The 14,950-nt window shown below is 72.0% G+C and carries 12 protein-coding genes; 7 read left to right on the top strand and 5 right to left on the bottom strand.

All coding sequences use genetic code 11. From position 1 onward, the window contains the following. The first annotated feature begins 258 nt into the window (after positions 1 to 258). Positions 259 to 1,131, top strand: coding sequence for a glyoxalase III HchA (hchA, locus tag ACFPK1_RS12965; RefSeq protein ID WP_378021333.1), 873 nt, complete (start codon positions 259 to 261; stop codon positions 1,129 to 1,131). A 334-nt stretch (positions 1,132 to 1,465) separates the two neighbouring features. Here the strand turns inward: hchA and ACFPK1_RS12960 are convergent, their stop codons facing one another. Next, the gene (locus tag ACFPK1_RS12960) at positions 1,466 to 2,032 is read right to left on the bottom strand and encodes a PadR family transcriptional regulator (RefSeq protein ID WP_378021332.1); all 567 of its coding nucleotides are present in this window, start codon (positions 2,030 to 2,032) and stop codon (positions 1,466 to 1,468) included. 111 nt (positions 2,033 to 2,143) lie between these two features. On the opposite strand from ACFPK1_RS12960, the gene ACFPK1_RS12955 reads away from it, so the two are divergent. Genes ACFPK1_RS12955 through ACFPK1_RS12935 form a run of 5 tightly spaced genes read left to right on the top strand, consistent with a single transcriptional unit; the run spans position 2,144 to position 9,003 of the window. Beyond that, on the top strand, positions 2,144 to 3,658 hold the full coding sequence (locus tag ACFPK1_RS12955) for a class I adenylate-forming enzyme family protein (protein WP_378021331.1): 1,515 nt from the start codon (positions 2,144 to 2,146) through the stop codon (positions 3,656 to 3,658). Position 3,659: 1 nt separating this feature from the next. Next, on the top strand, positions 3,660 to 6,080 hold the full coding sequence (locus ACFPK1_RS12950; protein WP_378021350.1) for a xanthine dehydrogenase family protein molybdopterin-binding subunit: 2,421 nt from the start codon (positions 3,660 to 3,662) through the stop codon (positions 6,078 to 6,080). Position 6,081: 1 nt separating this feature from the next. After that, positions 6,082 to 6,858, top strand: a complete 777-nt coding sequence (locus ACFPK1_RS12945) for an enoyl-CoA hydratase/isomerase family protein (protein WP_378021330.1) — start codon at positions 6,082 to 6,084, stop codon at positions 6,856 to 6,858. A 4-nt stretch (positions 6,859 to 6,862) separates the two neighbouring features. Beyond that, positions 6,863 to 7,738: an FAD binding domain-containing protein gene (locus ACFPK1_RS12940; RefSeq protein ID WP_230760472.1), complete on the top strand. Its 876-nt coding sequence runs from the start codon at positions 6,863 to 6,865 to the stop codon at positions 7,736 to 7,738. Continuing rightward, entirely contained in the window at positions 7,735 to 9,003 is a 1,269-nt protein-coding gene (locus ACFPK1_RS12935; RefSeq protein WP_378021329.1) for a 2Fe-2S iron-sulfur cluster-binding protein, read from the top strand. Before ACFPK1_RS12940 ends, ACFPK1_RS12935 begins: the two co-directional genes overlap by 4 nt. Before the next feature lie 373 nt (positions 9,004 to 9,376). On the opposite strand, the gene ACFPK1_RS12930 is transcribed toward ACFPK1_RS12935, so the two are convergent. Genes ACFPK1_RS12930 through ACFPK1_RS12920 form a run of 3 tightly spaced genes read right to left on the bottom strand, consistent with a single transcriptional unit; the run spans position 9,377 to position 12,153 of the window. After that, a complete protein-coding gene (locus ACFPK1_RS12930; protein ID WP_378021328.1) occupies positions 9,377 to 10,267 on the bottom strand; it encodes a crotonase/enoyl-CoA hydratase family protein in 891 nt (296 codons plus the stop codon). Continuing rightward, positions 10,249 to 11,253 carry an NAD(P)H-dependent flavin oxidoreductase gene (locus ACFPK1_RS12925; protein ID WP_378021327.1) on the bottom strand — a complete coding sequence of 335 codons (1,005 nt, stop codon included), beginning with the start codon at positions 11,251 to 11,253 and terminating at the stop codon, positions 10,249 to 10,251. The genes ACFPK1_RS12930 and ACFPK1_RS12925 overlap by 19 nt, the downstream gene beginning before the upstream one ends. Then, a complete protein-coding gene (locus tag ACFPK1_RS12920) occupies positions 11,254 to 12,153 on the bottom strand; it encodes an SMP-30/gluconolactonase/LRE family protein (RefSeq protein ID WP_378021326.1) in 900 nt (299 codons plus the stop codon). Positions 12,154 to 12,326: 173 nt separating this feature from the next. Between ACFPK1_RS12920 and ACFPK1_RS12915 the strand changes: the two genes are divergently transcribed. Then, positions 12,327 to 13,886, top strand: a complete 1,560-nt coding sequence (locus ACFPK1_RS12915; RefSeq protein ID WP_378021325.1) for an AMP-binding protein — start codon at positions 12,327 to 12,329, stop codon at positions 13,884 to 13,886. Positions 13,887 to 13,943: 57 nt separating this feature from the next. On the opposite strand, the gene ACFPK1_RS12910 is transcribed toward ACFPK1_RS12915, so the two are convergent. After that, entirely contained in the window at positions 13,944 to 14,948 is a 1,005-nt protein-coding gene (locus ACFPK1_RS12910; protein ID WP_378021324.1) for an LLM class flavin-dependent oxidoreductase, read from the bottom strand. Positions 14,949 to 14,950: the final 2 nt, after the last annotated feature.

Genomic DNA, 14,950 nt, shown 5'->3' with positions numbered 1-14,950 from the left:
CGCCGCCGCGCCCAGGACTCCAACTGCTCCCGTTCGTCCTCGGAGAGCACGATCGCCACCGGCGCAGGTCCACGAGCCATACCTCGAACCTAACAACCGCTGCCGAACTTCCGACTCAGGACACTAGCCGAGGACGGACCGAGTACGGCACGAGGTCGGCGGCTGGCGCGGTTCACCGAGCGCCATGGTCGGGCACACGCCACCGAACAACGAATCCCCCCAGGCCGGCCGGCACGGCCAGAGACGGAGCACCTGCTCATGACCGACGGCACCATCCCCCACAGCGGCGACTCGACCGAGCCCACCTCCGACCCGGCAGAGCGCGACGCCTACTTCCCCTCGCCCTACTCGCTGAGCCAGTACGTCCCGGCCCGGACCGACTACGACGGGACCGAGCACGAGGGCGCGGCCGGGAGCCGCTGGAAGGTCCTCGTCGTCGGCGCCGACGAGCGGTACCTGCCCATGGGCAACGGCCGGCTGTTCTCCACCGGCAACCACCCGGTCGAGACGCTGCTCCCGCTGGTCCACCTCGAGGCCGCCGGATTCGGCATCGACGTCGCCACCGTCTCCGGCAACCCCGTCAAGCTCGAGTGGTGGGCCACCCCCGCCGAGGACACGACCGTCCACGACGCCCTCGATCGCTTCCTCCCCCGGTTCCGCGCGCCCCGATCGCTCGCCCAGGTGCTCGAGGACGGCCTCGACGACTACCTCGCCGTGTTCATCCCCGGCGGGCACGGCGCGATGCAGGGGCTGCACGACAGCCACGACGTCCGCGCCGTCCTCGACTGGGCCCTCGGCGCCGACCGCTTCATCATCACCCTGTGCCACGGTCCCGCCGCGCTGCTCGCCGCCGGACTCGACCGCGACACCTCCCCGTTCGCTGGCTACGAGTCCTGCGCCTTCCCCGACGCCCTCGACACCGGCGCCAACCTCGACATCGGCTACATCCCCGGCCCGATGCCCTGGCTGCTCGCCGAGGGCCTCCGCGCGCAGGGACTGGTCGTGATGAACGAGGACATGGCCGGCCACGTCCACCGCGACCGGGGGCTCCTCACCGGCGACAGCCCCCTGGCCGCCGACGCCCTCGGCAAGCTCGCCGCAGCAACCCTCGTGGAACACATCAAGAGCTGACGCGACCAGTTCACGGCGTCCACCACAACGGGAGATACGTGCAGGTCAGCGGTTCACGTCGTCGTTGGCGGGGCGATCGCTGACTGCCCGAGGGACCGGGAACTCCTCACGAGAGTCGTCGTGGAAGATCGGCTACCGTTGCGTGGCCGACTGTCGACAGGGCCTCGATCGCCGGCGGGATTCCGCCAGAGCAACAGGTTCGGTCGGCCCGAGGGCGGGGTCGGCAAGGGCTCGATCGAGACGGGGCTCCCTGCTCGCCGTCGGCCGCCATCGGTCCGGCAGGGCCGCTGATCGAGTCCCGCCCCTGTACGCATGAACGGGGATCGGCGTGCGGTCAGCGAATATCGCGCTCGTCGCGCTCGCGGCGCAGGTCCTCGATGGTGCCGGCGGCGAGTGCGGTCCAGAAGCGCAGAGCGGCGTGTTCCATCTCGAGCCCGAGCTCGAGGGTGATCATGCGAGGCCGCGCCCAGTCCTCGTCGCCGTGACGGGACACCATCTCCTCGTAGACGGCGATCCGTTCCTCGTGCTGTCGGATCTGTTCCTGCGCGAGCTTCGGGACGTCGTCGTCGGGAGAGCCGGCCTCGTTGAAGAAGAGCTTGAGCTCGGCGACGTCGCGCATCTCGAAGTGCTCAGCCGTGGGCGCGGCCAGCCACTCCTGCAGTGCGGCGCGTCCCTCCGGCGTGAGTGAGTAGGTCTTGCGTCGCCTGCCGCTGTCCTCCAGATCGACCGCCAGCAGCCCCGACGCGGCCAGGCGCTCGGGCTCCGAGTACAGCTGCGTGTGCGGGAAGTTCCAGAAGTAGCCGACCGATCGGCTCGTCGCCCGCTTGAGGTCGTACGGGGTGGACGGTCCGCGCAGCGCCACCATGCCCAGGACCAGGTACGACGTGGTCGACAGACGCATCGGTCCTCCGTGCTCCGGCGTGATCGGCATCCCGACTCTAGCCAGGTCCACCCCTTGCCCCCGCACCGTACGAAACGTACGGTGCGATTCACACCAAGGGGAAGGCTGCTCATGGACCTCGCGTCGACGCTCCGCTGGGCCGCCGAACGCCACCCGCACCGTCGGGCGGTGTCCGGGCAGGGCCGCCGGCTGACCTACCGCGAGTGGGACGAGCGCACGGACCGCCTCGCGGCGGCGTTGAGCGACTGGGGCGTGCGAGCCGGGGATCGCCTGGCGCTGGTGATGCACGGCGGTGAGCCGCTCGCGAGCCTGCACCTGGCCGCGCAGAAGCTCGGCGCGGTCTCGGTGCCGCTGTCGACCCGGTTCAGCGTCGACGAGCTCGCCTACTGTCTCGATGACGCGGGGTCGACCGTGGTCCTCACCGATCCGGCGCACGCCTCGCGGGTGGAGGCCGCCGCGGGCGCGGTCCCGATCCATGACGTCGCCGAGGTCGACGCGGCCGCGGAGGTCGCCGACACCACGGCCGTACCGCCGGCGCCGGACGAGTCCGCCGTGAGCGTGATGCTCTACACGTCCGGCACCACGGGCAAGCCGAAGGGCGTGCCGCGCACGCATCGGGCGGAGCACTTCGCTGCGGTCGCGCACGTGATGCAGACCGGGCAGCGCATGGGTGTCGCCACGCTCGGGGTGATGCCGCTGTTCCACACGATGGGCCTGCGCACGCTGCTGGCCTCGATCGTGCTCGGTGGGACGTGGGTCGCCCAGCCCTCCTTCGACGCCGACGAGTCGATGGCGCTGATCCGCGACGAGGGGATCGGATCGCTGTACCTGGTGCCGACGATCTACTGGTCGCTCCTGCGCACCGGGCGCCTCGGCGAGGCCCACCGGCTCGACAACCTCGCCTACGCCGGGGCGGCCATGACCCCGTCGCTGGCCGAGGCGCTGGTCGAGGCGGTGCAGCCGCGCTCGTTCGTCAACCACTTCGGGTCGACCGAGATCTATACGTTCACCATCGGCGCGGACGTCGCCGCCAAGCCCGGCTGCGTCGGACGGGCCGGCTTGTTCTCCCGCGTCCGCTTGATCGCACCCATGCAGGGTGCACCGGTCGACGAGGAGGTCGCGCCCGGCGAGCAGGGCCAGGTCATCGTGTCGATGGCCTCGGCGGAGGCGTTCGGCGGCTACTGGAACCGCCCCGACGCGAACGCGAAGGCGATCCGCGACGGCTGGTACCACACCGGGGACCTCGCGATCGCCGACGAGGACGGGGACCTCTGGGTGTCCGGCCGCACCGACGACATGATCAACTCGGGCGGGGAGAACATCTACCCGGACGAGATCGAAGCGGCGCTCATCCGTTGCGCGGCGATCGACGACGTCTGCGTGGTCGGGCTGCCCGACGACCGGTGGGGCCACGCGGTGAGCGCCTTCGTCGTGCCCGCCGCCGGGATCGAGCCGGAGCTCGCCGCCGCCGCGACGCTCGCCCACGCCCGCGAGCACCTGCCGTCGCTCAAGCGGCCCAAGCAGGCGATCGCCGTCGACGCGATCCCGCGCTCCGGGGTCGGCAAGACCCTGCGCCGGACGCTCGTCGCCGGCGAGTACACCCCCCGAGGAGAGGCCCGTGCCTGACATGACCGCAGAGGCCGCACCGCCGCGGTGGACGCCGTCGCGCGACGAGGACGCGGCCCTGGTTGCGGGCCGCGGCCGGTTCCTCGACGACCTCGACCCGCTGCCGGGGACGCTGGTCGCCGCGGTGGTGCGCTCCACCCGGCCGCACGCCCGGCTCACATCGGTGGACCTGTCGCGGGCCCGCCGCCACCCCGGGGTCGCCGCGGTGATCGGACCCGAGGAGGTTCGGACCGCTCTGCGTCCGTTCCCGCTGTCGACCGGCGCGGCGATGCCCTACCTCCCGACCGGCGTCGACAAGGTCCGCTTCGTCGGCGAACCGATCGCCGTCGTCGTCGCGACCGACCGCTACGTCGCCGAGGACGCCGCCGAGCTCGTCGACGTGACCTACGAGGACCTGCCCGCCGTCAGCGACGCCCGCTCCGGGCTGGCCGACGACGCGCCCCGCCTGCACGAGGACGCCGAGTCCAACGTCGCGACGGACCGCACCTTCTCCTTCAACGCACCGGACGACCACTTCGCGGCCGCCGCGCACGTGGTGACCCGCTGCTACGAGTTCCCGCGCTACTCGTCCGTGCCGATGGAGTGCTATTCGGTCATCGCGCACTGGACCGAGCAGGACGGCGGGCCGTTCGTCGAGGCCTGGGCAAACTTCCACGGCCCTTTCTCGATGGTGCCCGTGATGGCGGGCGCGCTGCGCATCCCGACCTCGAGGGTGCGCCTGCACGTCCCGGCCGACATCGGCGGCAGCTTCGGGATCAAGGCCGGCATCTACCCCTACGTGGTGCTGCTCGCGCTGGCGTCGAAGCACGCGGGGACACCGGTGCGGTGGACCGAGGACCGCGTGGAGCACCTCACGGCGAGCTCGTCCGGCGCCGACCGGTCGATGGAGTTCTCGGCGGCGCTCGACGGCGAGGGCACGATCACCGCGCTGCGCGCCGACCTCGTCGACAACGTCGGCGCCTACCTGCGGCCCCCGGAGCCGTCGACGCTGTACCGCTGCTTCGGCAACATCACCGGGCCCTACCGGATCGACGCCGTCGGCATCCGCGCCCGGGCGGTCGTCACCAACACCATGCCGACCGGGTTGAACCGGGGCTTCGGCGGCCAGCAGCTCTACTTCGGGCTGGAGCGGCTCCTCGACGACATCGCCGCCGAGCTCGGCTTCGACCCCCTCGAGCTACGTCGTCGCAACCTCGTCACCTCCTTCCCGCACGAGACCGCCACCGGCGGGGTGTACGACTCCGGGGACTACCTCGCCGCGCTCGACCTCGCGACGAAGAACGCCAACCTCCCCGAGCTGGAGAGACGGCGCGACGAGGCCCGCGCAGCCGGCGCCCACTACGGCATCGGGACCGCGCTCGTGGTCGATCCCTCCGGGACCAACATCGGTTACGTCGGGCTCGCCACCCCCGCCGAGCAACGGACCCCCGGGCGGGACAAGTCCGGGTCGACCGAGCACGTGCGGATGTCGGTCGACCCCCAGGGCGTCGTCACGGTGCTGCTCGGCTCCGTCCCCCAGGGCCAGGGGCATGCCACGGTCGCTCGCAAGATCGCCGCGCAGCGCCTCGGGCTTCCCCTCGAGCAGGTCCGCGCCGTGGTCGACATGGACACCGCGACCACCCCGTGGACGGTCACCTCCGGCAGCTACTCCTCCCGGTTCGCTCCGCTGGTCACCAGCGCCGTCGTCGCTGCGGCCGACACCATCGCGGCCACGGTGCGCGCGGCCGCGTCGACGCTGCTCGACGACATCGACCCCGCGACGCTCCTCCTCGAGGGCGGCGAGGTCCGCACCTCCGGCGGCCGGGCGGTGAAGTTCCGCCACGCCGCCGGCGTCGTGCACTGGGACCCCGCCGCGCTGCCCGCGGGGGTCCCGGCGCGGCTCTATGCCGAGGCCGAGTTCTCCCCGCGCGAGACCCGGGCCGCCACGGCGGACGACCGGATCAACTCGTCGCTCTGCTACGGCTTCGTCGCGGAGATCGTTGCGGTACGGATCGACCCGGACACCCTCGAGATCTCCGTCGACCGGGTGTCGTCGGTGCACGACGCCGGCACGGTCCTCGACCAGACCCTGCTCGACGGGCAGGTGTACGGCGCCCTCGTCCACGGGCTCGGCGGCGCCGCCTACGAGGAGTTCACCCACGCCCCGTCCGGGCAGCCGACCGCGGCGACGTTCCTCGACTACCTGTGCCCCACCGCGGCCGAGGCGGGCTTCGACCTGCGCACCGACCACGTGGTGTCCCCCTCACCACTCACCCCGCTCGGCGCCAAGGGCTGCGGCGAGGGCTCCTCGATGAGCTTCCCCGTGGCCTACGCCAACGCCGTCGCCGACGCCCTCGCCCCGCTCGGCATCGCCATCACCTCCCTGCCCCTGCACGGCGAGGTCCTCCACCAGCTGACGAACAACGATCGGAAGGACGCCTGACATGCCACTGACCGGCGGCGACGTCACCCTCGAGCGCGACGGCCACGTCGCCTACGTGACGCTCTCCCACGGCAGGTACACGGTCGTGACGATGGCGATGCGCCGGCTGGTGGCCGAGCGGTTCGCCGAGATCGACGCCGACCCCGAGGTGCGGGTCGTGGTCGTGCGCAGCGACGGCGAGCACTTCACCTCCGGCGGCGACATCGCGGGGTTCATGGAGGTCGACCCGATCGACCTCACCGACCTCGGGCACGACGTCACCGCCGCCGCGCGCAGCCCCAAGCCCGTCATCGCGGCGATCGACGGGTACTGCTTCGGCGTCGGGCTGGAGATGGTGCTCTCCTGCGACATCCGGCTCGGCACCGGGCGCACCCAGCTGGCGCTGCCCGAGATGAACCTCGGCATGATTCCCGGCTCCGGCGGCACCCAACGTCTCGCCCGCCTCATCGGGCTGTCCCGGGCGAAGTTCCACATCCTGTCCGCCACCCGGATCCAGGCCCAGCAGGCCCTCGACTGGGGGATCCTGTCCGGCGAGCTCCACCCCGACCGCGAGGCGCTCGACGCCGCCGCCGACGCGCTGGCGCAGAAGATGGCGGGCCTCTCCCCCGCCGCGCTGCGCACGGCGAAGGAGGTCCTCGACCGCGGCGTCGACGGACCCCTCTACACCGGCATCGAGCTGGAGCGGAAGGCCTACTCGATGCTGCGCGCCACCCAGGACTTCGCCGAGGGCGTGAAGGCGTTCGGCGAGAAGCGCACCCCCGTCTTCACCGGGCGGTGACCTGGTGAAAGCAGCACCCTTCGCCTACGTCCGGCCGCCGACCCTCGACGACGTGCTCACCGAGCTCGCCGGCGGGGACGGCAAGGTCCTGGCCGGCGGCCAGTCCCTCGTCCCCGTGCTCGCGATGCGGCTGGGCCGCCCCGCCACCCTCGTCGACGTCACCGCCGTGCCCGAGCTCACCGAGTACGGGCCGGACGCGCGCTCCGGCTACCGGGTCGCCGCGGCCGTCCGGCAGCGGGTCGTGGAGCACGATCCGGCCGCGCGGGACGTGCCCCTGATCGCGATGGCCATGCCCTTCGTCGGGCACCGGGAACTGCGCAGCCGCGGCACCGTGTGCGGCAGCCTCGCCCACGCCGACCCGGCCGCGGAGCTGCCCGCCGTGGCCTGCTGCCTCGACGCGCAGGTCGAGGTGTCCGGGCCCGGTGGGGCCCGCACCGTTCCCGCGAGGGAGTTCGTCACCGGCGCCATGACGACGGCGGCCGGGCCCGAGGACGTCGTCACCGCGGTCACGTTCCCGGCCGCCCGTCCCGGGGACGGGTTCGGGTTCGCCGAGATCGCCCGCCGGCACGGCGACTTCGCCCTCGCCGGCGTGGTGTGCCGGGTGCAGGTCGCCGACTCGGGGGCGGTGCGCTCCGCCGTCCTCACGGGGTTCGGCATCTCCGATCGGGCGGTCACCCGCGACGTCACCGCGCTGCTCGCCACCGGCGAGAGCGAGGAGGACCTCCGGCCCGCCACCACCGAGCTGGCCGCCGCGCTCGTCGACACCGGCGGGGACACGCACGGCTCCACCGGCTACCGGCGGCGGCTCTTCGCCGTCCTCGCCGCCCGCGAGCTGTCCCGGGCGCTGCTCCGTGCCCGCGAGGGAAGGACCACTGCATGACCGCCGCCCCCGAGCGCCACGACACCGGCTCCCGCCGCGTGCCCGCGCCCGTTGCCCGGGTCGCAGCCCACGAGACCGCCGAGGTGACCTTCGTCGTCAACGGCACCGAGACCACCGTCGAGGTGCCGCCCCGGGCCCACCTCGGGGACGTCCTGCGCGAGCGCCTCGGCCTCACCGGCACGCACCTCGGCTGCGAGCACGGGGTCTGCGGCATGTGCACCGTGCTCCTCGACGGCGAGGCCGCCCGGGCGTGCCTGCTCTTCGCCGTGCAGTGCGAGGGTGCGGAGATCGTCACCGTGGAAGGGCTCGGCTCCCCCGACGACCAGCACCCGCTGCAGCAGGCGTTCTCCGCCCACCACGCCCTGCAGTGCGGGTTCTGCACGCCCGGGATGCTGATGAGCAGCTACGACCTGCTCGCCAACGAACCGGAGACCGCCGAGGAGGACCTGCCCGAGGCGATGTCGGGCGTGCTGTGCCGCTGCACCGGCTACCGCGGCATCCTCGCGGCGGTCTCAGACGTCGCCGAGGCCTACCCCGACGGCGTTCCCGAACCCGGCGGATGCGCGCCACGCGCGCTGGTCGGGCGAACGTCGGCCGGTGCCGACCGTGCCGGCGGTGCTCCCGAGGACGCCGGGACGGCTGCGCCGCAGCTCACCGAGGTGCGGCTGCCCTCCAGCCCGCCATCGGCGGTGGTCGACGTGACCTCACAGCTGGCCTCCCCGGTCGACCGCGTGTGGAGCGTGCTCACCGACTTCGACCTCCTCGCTCGCTGCCTGCCCGGAGCCCAGCTCGTCGAGTCCTACGACGAGAACCGCCACCGCGGGCGCGCCACCATCGCCCTCGGCCCGGTCAAGCTGTCCTTCGAGGGGCTCGCACAGGTCGTCGAGCGCGATCCCGACGACCACCGCCTGCGGTTCCACGGCCAGGGCTCCGACACCGGCGGCAGCGCCACCGCCGCCGACATCGTCCTCGCCGCGACGCCCACCCCCGACGGCGGCACCGAGCTCGTCGCGCACGCCGACGTGCACCTGTCGGGTCGGGTCGCCCAGTTCGGTCGGGCACTGGCCGGCGACGTGTCCCGCCGGCTGTTCGAGCAGTTCGCCGCCGGGGTGGACGAGGCCGCCGAGACCGGCTCGGTCTCCGGGGTCTCCTTCGCCCGCAGGCTGCGACTCGCCGCCGGGGCAGCCCGTGACGCCGCCGCCGGCGCCCTGCGCCGCGCCGCGCAACGCATGCGTGATCGCGCCCGGCGCGGCACCTCCAGCTGACCTACGAGGGACAGCGAGACCGTCGCCCGGAGCCCCGACGCGTAGAACGGGCCTGCCCCGCGGTCGGCGCAGCCGACCGCTTAGCTGTCCGCTTACGTCCCCACATCGCCTGTTAGGGGACTCCACCGCCAATGATCGACACTGACCGGCACCACTCCTGAGCAGCACGAACGTCCACCAGGCGTCACCGTGGCGGTCGTGAATCCTGTCCATTGGGTTCGGGGTTCGAGTCCCTGACGGCGCACTCTTTCTGCTGCTCACAGCTCCGCGGAGCGATCTTCGAAGTGACTCCAGGTGGCTCCGACGGGCCGTTAACTCCGCTCTCCGGAGCGTTTGAAGATCATTGTTGGGCGGTCCGTGAGGTCGTTCAGCATCAACCCTGGTGGCTCGCCCCGACCCAGTCCTCGTAGAAGGGCGGCATGCCCTTCGCCGCGCTGGAGCCGAACTCCGGCGCCCGCTTCTCCCGGAACGCTGCGACGCCCTCGGCGCCGTCCCCGAGGCTCATGTAGAACATCGACAGCGAGTCGACGCGGTGGGCGTTCGCGGGGTGAGGCTGGGCGGAGTTCCGGTACATCATCTGGCGCGCCATGGCCGTGCCGACCGCGGACTTGCCGCGGGTCCACCGGTCGGCGAGCGCTCGCGCCGCACCGAGCAGCTCGTCCGGGGCGTGCACCGACCGGACCAGACCGCAGGCCTTGGCTTCCTCCGCGTCGAGGATGTCGGCGGAGTAGACGAGGTCGAGCGCGGTCGGCATGCCGACGATCCGCGGCAGGAACCAGGTCGACGCGGCCTCCGGGGTGACCCCGATGCGCCCGAAGACGAAGCCCACGCGCGCGACGTCGGACGCGAGCCGGGCGTCCATCGCGAGGGTCATGGTGGCGCCGATGCCGACGGCGGTCCCGTTGATGGCGGCGATCACCGGCTTGCGGCAGTCGTGGATCGCCAGGGTGACCCGGCCCCCGGTGTCCCGGACCTTCTGGAGACCCGGGTCGTCCAGGTCGGCCATATCCTCGAGCGTCGGCTGCAGGGACTCGTCGAGGCCGAAGGCGTTGCCCGGCACGCTGAGGTCCATCCCGACCGAGAAGGCCTTGCCCGAGCCGGTCACGATCACGGCGCGGACGTCGTCCCGGTCGTTGACCTCGACGAAGGTGCGCTCGAGCTCGTCGGCCATCTCCACGGTGAAGCCGTTGAGCTTCTCGGGGCGGCGGAGCGTGACGGTGAGGATGCCGTCCTCGACCTCGTGCGTCAGCGTGCTGAGGCCCACTGGGGCTCCTTTCCGTGAATGGTCATCGGGAGTTCCCGCAGGATCGACTCGGCCTGGGCGATGATCCCGTCGACGATGTCGCCGCAGCTCTCGACGGACTGGATCAGACCCTGGGCCTGCCCGGCCCACCACATGCCGTCGTCCATCTCACCCTCGCCCAAGACCCGGGACCGGCCCCGGGCGCCGGACGCGAGCTCGGCCACGTCGTCGAAGGTCGCCCCTTGCCGGCGCGATCGGGCCGCGATCTCCTCGGAGATCGCGTTACGCGCCACCCGCGCAGTGTTGTTGAACTCGCGAAACACGAGCTGGGTCGCCCGCTCGTCGTTGGCGACGATCTGGTCCTTGACGTTGCGGTGCACCGGAGCCTCGGTGCTGGCGACGAAGCGGGTGCCCATGTTGATCGCGGAGGCGCCGAGCGCGAGCGCCGCGACGAGGCCGGCGCCGTCGGCGAACCCTCCGCTCGCGATCAGCGGCACGGACACCCGGCGTGCCGCCGCCGGGATGAGCACGAGCCCGGGGACGTCGTCGTTACCTGGGTGGCCGGCGCACTCGAACCCGTCGATGCTCACCGCGTCCACGCCCAGCGACTCCGCCTTGACCGCGTGCCGGACGCTGACCGCCTTGTGGATCACGCGGACGCCTGCCGACTTGAAGGCGGCGACGTGCTCGGCCGGGTTGCTGCCGGCCGTCTCCACGATGTCCACGCCCGACGTGATGATCACGTCCCGGTATTCGTCGTACGGGACCGGCGTCAGCGTCGGCAGGATCGTCAGATTGACGCCGAACGCCCGGTCGGTCATGTCCCGGCACCGGCGGATCTCCGCGGCCAGTGCCTCGGGCGTGGGCTGCGTGAGCGCGGTGAGGAACCCGAGTGCGCCGGCGTCGGCGACGGCGGCGATGAGGTCCGCCGTCCCGACCGCCGTCATGCCCCCGCACACCACGGGGTGGTCGACGCCGAGCATCTCGGTGACGCGCGTGGAGATCACTCAGGGCGTCCCGGCGTGCGGCACGTCGACGCGGACGGCGTCGACGCGTGCCTCGCGGGCCGCGGAGCGGGCCGTCTCGTCGAAGTCGGGGGCCACGCACAGGAACAGGGTGCGGCCGTCGTCCCCGCCCAGGCCTACGGCGAACACGCCGTAGGGCGCGGTGCTGACCTCGTCGAGGATCTTCCCGCCCTCGGCGATGCGCACGGCGCGCTGGTGGGCGCAGTCGGCCACCCAGACCGCGCCCTCGGCGTCCAGGGTCAGGCCGTCGGGGATGATCGTCGACCGCTCGACGCGCTTGTGCCAGCTCTTCTCGTCGCCCAGGTCGTCGTAGGCGGCGAAGTCGCGGCGCGGGCCCAGCGTGCCGTCGGACTTGATGTCGAAGGCTGACACGCGGTTGCCGAAGAGCTCGTTGACGATCAGCGTGCGCTCGTCCGGCGTGATCACCATGCCGTTCGGGAACGACAGGCCCTCGGCCACGGTCTGCGCCTTGCCGTCGGTGTCCACGAGGATGACCGACGCGAACTCGTGGTCGGCGCCGCCCATGAGGTCGAACCCGAAGTGGCCGATGTAGGCCTGTCCATTGGGCGCCACGACCATGTCGTTGGCGTGGCCGGTGCACAGGTGCGCGATGTCCGCGTGCTCGACGAGCGTGCCGTCGGCCTCCTGCCGGAGCACCTTGCGGTCCTTCATCGACACGATCAGCATGCGCCCGTCCGGCAGCCATCCGAGACCGGAGGGCTGCTGCTCGACGTGGGCGACCTCCTCGACGCTGCCGTCGGGATTCACCACGTTGACCGAGTACGTGTAGAAGTCCACGAAGTAGAGGCGGCCGTTGTACCAGCGCGGCCCCTCGGTGTAGGTGAAACCCTCGGCGACCTTCGAGACGTCCCTGTCTGCCATGGCTCCGCGACCTTTCGATGCTCTGCGAACGGGACGCTTACTGTGGGTCGCCGGCGGCGGCCCGGGCTGTCCGAATACGCGACAGGGCTCTGGCGCCGAGTCGCGAACTGGGACAGTCGCGGGCTCTCGGTGACGAGGAGTGTGTGCGCTCACCTACCAGGGAGGGAGCGCGGGTGCTCGGAACGATGATGGACCGTCCCCTGCTGATCAGCTCGTTGCTGAACCGCGCCGAACGCTTGTTCGGCGACCGCGTCAACGTGAGCTGTGAGGCCGGCCGGGTCCGACGCACATTCACCTACCGCGAGCTCGGCTCCTCGGCCCGCCGACTCGGCGCCGCGCTCGGGGAGCTGGGCGTGGGGCACGGGACCCGCGTCGGTTCACTGGCGTGGAACAGCGACCGCCACCTCGCCGCCTACTACGGCGTACCGGGCATCGGTGCGGCGCTGCACACGATCAACCAGCGGATGCCGACCGACCACATCGTCTACTCGGTGAACCAGGCCGAGGACGAGGTGCTGCTGGTGGAGGCCGACCTCCTGCCCGTGGCCCGGGAGATCGTTCCGGCGACGCCGTCGGTGAAACACGTCGTCGTGCTCGGCGACGCCGAGGCCGACATCCCCGGAGTGCAGACGTGGTCGTTCGACACGCTCGTGGACCAGGCGAGCGAGGTCGACTTCGGCGAGTTCGACGAGCGCACCGCTTCCTCGATCTGCTTCACCTCGGGCACCACCGGCAAGCCCAAGGGCGTCGTCTACACCCATCGCAGCACCGTCCTGCACGCCACGGCACTCGCCGCGGCCGGCGCGATCGGCGTGTCGCACGAGCACTCGTACCTCGTCGCGTGCCAGATGTCGCACGTGAACAGCTGGGGCGTGCCGCACGCGGCGCCGCTGCAGGGTGCTCGCCTGGTGCTGCCGGGACCGCACCCCACCCCGGGCGACTACCTCCGGCTGATCACCGACCAGGGGCCGGACGTCATCGTCGGCGCCCCGGCCGTCATGGCCCTGCTGCGCGACGAGCTCGCGGCGCGGCCCGACGCGTACGACGTGTCGTCGCTGCGGACCTTGTGGATGGGTGGGCAGACGCCGCCGAAGGCGCTGGCGGCCTGGTGGGCCGAGCGCGGCATCGCGACCGCCAACGGCTGGGGCATGACCGAGACCTCGCCCATGGCGACGTTCTGCAACGGGCCCGAGGACCAGGGACCGCAGCTGCCCCTCTCGGAGATCCGCGTGGTCGACGACGCCGGCGCCGAGCTCCCGTGGGACGGTCGGAGCACCGGCGAGCTCGAGGCCCGCGCGCCGTGGGTCACCGGCCGCTACCTCGGGGACACGGGGCCCTCGGACTCGTTCCACGACGGCTGGCTGCGCACCGGCGACGTCGCGGTCATCGGTACCGACGGTGCCCTGGAGATCAAGGACCGCTTCAAGGATCTGATCAAGAGCGGCGGCGAGTGGATCTCGTCGATCGAGCTCGAGAACCACCTCATGCTGCACCCGGCGGTGCACGAGGCCGCGGTCATCAGCGTTCCCCACGAGAAGTGGCAGGAGCGGCCCGTGGCCTGGATCGTGCCCACCGGGGACGTCACCGACGAGGAGCTGAAGAAGCACGTCAGCGCCACGTTCCCCCGGTACTGGGTGCCGGACGCGTTCGTGCGGGTCGACGCCATCCCCAAGACCTCGGTCGGCAAGCTCGACAAGCGCGGCATGCGCGAGCGTCAGACGGCGTCGACCTGATCGACATCAGACGGTGAGGACCTGGCAGCGTGACCGCTCAATGACGGTCACGCCGCCTCAGGTCCACGCCGACGCCACTTCGATGAGCCTCATCTCGTTCGCGTGGACGCGCTCCGGCTCGACGCCGTAGTGGGGCGGGTAGAGCAGGGCCCAGTCGACGACGTCGGCGTAGCGGCGGAGCTGGTCCGCGACGTCGTCGGGGGTGCCGTACACGGCTCGTTCCTGGATCATCGCCTCGCCGGCGGCGACGACGCCGTCGACGTCCCCGTTCCGGACGGCGTCGCGCGCGTCGGCTCGTTCGGTCGAGAACCGACCGTCGGGGAACAGCGCGTCGTAGCCCTTGGGCGTGGCGTAGAAGCCGACCTGGGCGGCGGCGTCGCGGCGGGCGGTGGCCGGGTCGTCGTCGGCCGAGGCGACGATCTGCGTCGTCATCCGCAGCCGGCTCACGTCCCGGTTCGCCTTCTCGGCGCCCTTGGCCAGCAGTGGCCGGGCGACGTCGCGCAGGTAGTCCGCGGAAGCGATCGTGTGTCCGACGAACCCGTCGGCGCACTGGCCGGCGACGCCGACCATGTGCTCGCCCACTCCGGCCGCGAGGATCGGCACGCTGTCGGGGAGGTCGGGACGCTCGTAGTGGGCGATCGTCACGTGATCGAACCGGCCGTCGTGCTCGAACGGCCCCCCGCGATGGGCGATGAGCCGCCGGATCAGCTCGATCCGCTCCTTCGCCTGCGGGCCGGGGTGCTGCAGGGCGGTGCCGTACCAGTCCTGGTTCATCCGTCGGGTGCTGCTGCCCACCCCGAGCACGAACCGTCCACCGGCGATCGCCTGGATGTCGCTCGCCGCGCAGGCCAGCGCCAAGGGCGAGCGGGCGAACAGCGGTGTGACGCTCGTGCCGACGATCGCCCGCTCACACACCGCCGCGAACGCTGACGCGCGGACGAGGCTGCTGCGGTTGTAGTAGTCGATCGACCAGAGCGAGTGGACACCGGCGCGGTCCGCGGCGCGGGCGACCTTCAGCGCGTCGGCCGGGTCCTCGTCCATGACGACCAGCCCGATCTTCATCT

Origin of the sequence: Actinomycetospora rhizophila, assembly GCF_042657905.1 — a bacterium.
In the GTDB taxonomy this organism is placed as follows: Bacteria; Actinomycetota; Actinomycetes; order Mycobacteriales; family Pseudonocardiaceae; genus Actinomycetospora; species Actinomycetospora rhizophila.
This window is presented reverse-complemented; position numbering and strand designations above follow the sequence as displayed.